This is a genomic window from Nitratireductor sp. GCM10026969, assembly GCF_042660605.1.
Classification (GTDB): domain Bacteria; phylum Pseudomonadota; class Alphaproteobacteria; order Rhizobiales; family Rhizobiaceae; genus Chelativorans.
Window position 1 is genome coordinate 1 of sequence record NZ_JBHSUM010000263.1, and the last position, 2,639, is coordinate 2,639.

The following is a 2,639-nucleotide window of genomic DNA, read 5'->3' on the forward strand; positions in this document are numbered from 1 at the left end:
CAAGCCCGGGCTCGACGCACGGCGGACGGCGGCGCGGCTGTTGGGCGCCGTCATCGATGCGCGCACACCGCTCGACGCGCTGACGGACGGGGAACACGGCCATCCGCACTTTCTCGCCCTCGATTCACGCGATCGGTCGCTGGTCAGGGCCATCCTCGCCAGTGCCCTGCGCCATCGCTGCGTCATCGAGAGGCTGATCGCCGCGCGGCTCGAGCGGCCGCTGCCGTCGAACGCCCATTCCCTGTCGCATATCCTGCATGTGGGCGCGGCGCAGATCCTCTTCCTCGACATTCCCGACAGTGCCGCCGTCGATCTCGCCGTGGCGCAAGCCAAGGCCGATCCGCGCGCGGCGCGGTTTCCCGGCCTCGTCAACGGCATCCTGCGCAACATCGCGCGCGGCAAGGCGGAAGCCCTTCCGCGCGCCCTGGATGAAGTCCTCGATGCGCCGGACTGGTTCGTGGAGCGGTTGCGGCGGGCCTATGGCGCGGGCCAGTTCGACGCCATTCTAAAGGCGCATCGCGTGGAACCGCCGACGGATTTCACGGTCAAGGCCGATCCGGGGGCTTGGGCCGAGCGGCTTGGCGGGCGCATGCTGCCGACGGGCTCGGTGCGGGTGGACCGGCTGTCCGCACCCGTTTTCGAGCTGCCGGGCTATGGCGAAGGGGCGTGGTGGGTGCAGGATGCGGCGGCGGGCCTGCCGGTGCGGCTTCTCGGGGAAATCCGTGGGATCGACGTCGCGGATCTCTGTGCCGCGCCCGGCGGCAAGACGGCGCAGCTTGTGGCCGCCGGCGCGCGCGTAACGGCGGTCGATCAGTCGGCAAGCCGGCTGCGGCGGTTGCGGTCCAATCTCGAGCGCCTGCGCCTGGAGGCCGAAACGATCGAAGCCGACATCCTGTCCTGGCAGCCGGACCGCCCTTTCGACGCGGTGCTGCTCGATGCGCCCTGCTCCTCCACGGGAACGGTGAGGCGCCACCCCGACGTGCCGTGGACCAAGACACCCGAGGATATCACCAAGCTGGCCGATCTGCAGGCGCGGCTTCTCGAACGGGCGCTCTCCTTCGTGCGTCCCGGCGGCGCGGTGGTCTTTGCGAATTGCTCGCTCGACCCCGAGGAAGGCGAAGAACTGGTGAGTCGTCTCCTTGCGCAACGCGACGATGCCGTTTTGGAGCCTGTCCGTCCGGAAGAGCTTCCAGGCGCAGCGCATTTCATAGCGCCGGAGGGATGGTGGCGCACCACGCCGGCCGCACCGGAGGAGCCCGCCCGCCTGGGCGGCGTCGACGGATTTTTCGCCGCCCGCCTTCGGCGTGTGCGCTAGCGCGATTTGTCCTTCGCACAAGCCGTTGAATCGCTTAGAATCTTCGGCGGGTGGAGGCCATTGGAAAAGGTGCGTCATTGAGGTTTGCCGGCGGCTACCGTCCGCTCTTGTGGAATCTGGCCTTACGACAGGGCTGGCGGCGCGTGCGCCGGCGCTTGCGCGCCGGCCCGGTCTATCGCTGGCGCTACACCGGCCGCACGCCGGAGCGGCTGCTGATCGCGCCGCCGGACCTGCGGCTGGCCGATCCCGAGATCGCGCGGCAGATCTATCACGGGCGTTTCCTTCTTGCCGGCCATCTGGTCGAGGCGGGAGGACAGTCGCCCTTTCATATCGAGGTGCGCAACCGGGCTTGGCGGGAAGCGTTGCACGGCTTTCGCTGGCTGCGTCATCTGAACGCCGCGCAGTCCGACCTTTCCGCCGCCAATGCCCGGGCACTGGTCACGGATTGGATGGCGCTGCACGGAAAGCGGATCACGGGGCTCGCCTGGCACCCGGCCGTCACCGCTCGGCGTGTGATCGCCTGGCTCCAGCACTCCAGCGTCGTGCTGCAGGGGGCCGACCTTGCCTTCTACCGGCACTACCTGAAGATGATCGCCGTTCAGATACGCTATCTGCGCTCGATGGCGCCGGAAATGCAGGACGGCGAGGAGAAGCTCAGGGCGCGGGTGGCGCTCGCCTTCGCCGCCCTGTCGCTGCCCACGTCCGTTTCCGCGCTTCGCAACGCGACGCGCAATCTCACCGAGGAACTCGACCGCCAGATCCTGCCGGACGGCGGCCATGTCTCGCGCAATCCGCGCGCCGTCATGGAGCTTCTGGCCGACCTTCTGCCTTTACGCCAGACCTATGCCAACCAGTCCGAACCGCCGCCGGAGGCGCTGGTCGGCGCCGTGGAGCGGATGTTGCCTGCGCTGCGCTTCTTCCGCCACCGGGACGGCAGCATCGCGCGGTTCAACGGCATGGGAGTGACCATCCACGACCGGGTGGCCGCCATTCTGCGGCACGACGACACCGGCGGGGCGCCGCTCTCGCACGCGCCCCATTCGGGCTATGAACGGCTGGCCATGGGCACCACGACGGTGATCGCCGACACCGCCGCGCCGCCGCCGCCGGAACTGTCCAACTTCGCGCATGCGGGCTGCCTTTCTTTCGAGCTGTCTTCGGGGCGGCATCAATTCATCGTCAACTGCGGCATCGACAATTACGGGGATGAAGCCTTCCGGCCGCTGGCACGGGCGACCGCCGCGCATTCGACCGCGACGCTCAACGACACCTCGCAGGCCCGCTTCGCCCTGCCCGCCGGCTGGGACGACTGGGTGGGCACGCC

2 protein-coding genes are annotated in these 2,639 nt (G+C 69.0%); both read left to right on the plus strand.

Annotated features, from left to right (window positions below; genetic code table 11):
• A partial coding sequence (locus tag ACFP9U_RS24605) for an RsmB/NOP family class I SAM-dependent RNA methyltransferase (RefSeq protein ID WP_378625461.1) occupies positions 1 to 1,315 on the plus strand: 1,315 nt, incomplete at its 5' end.
• Between the two features lie 77 nt (positions 1,316 to 1,392).
• Positions 1,393 to 2,639: heparinase II/III family protein (locus ACFP9U_RS24610; RefSeq protein ID WP_378625463.1), on the plus strand; the 1,247-nt coding region annotated here is incomplete at its 3' end.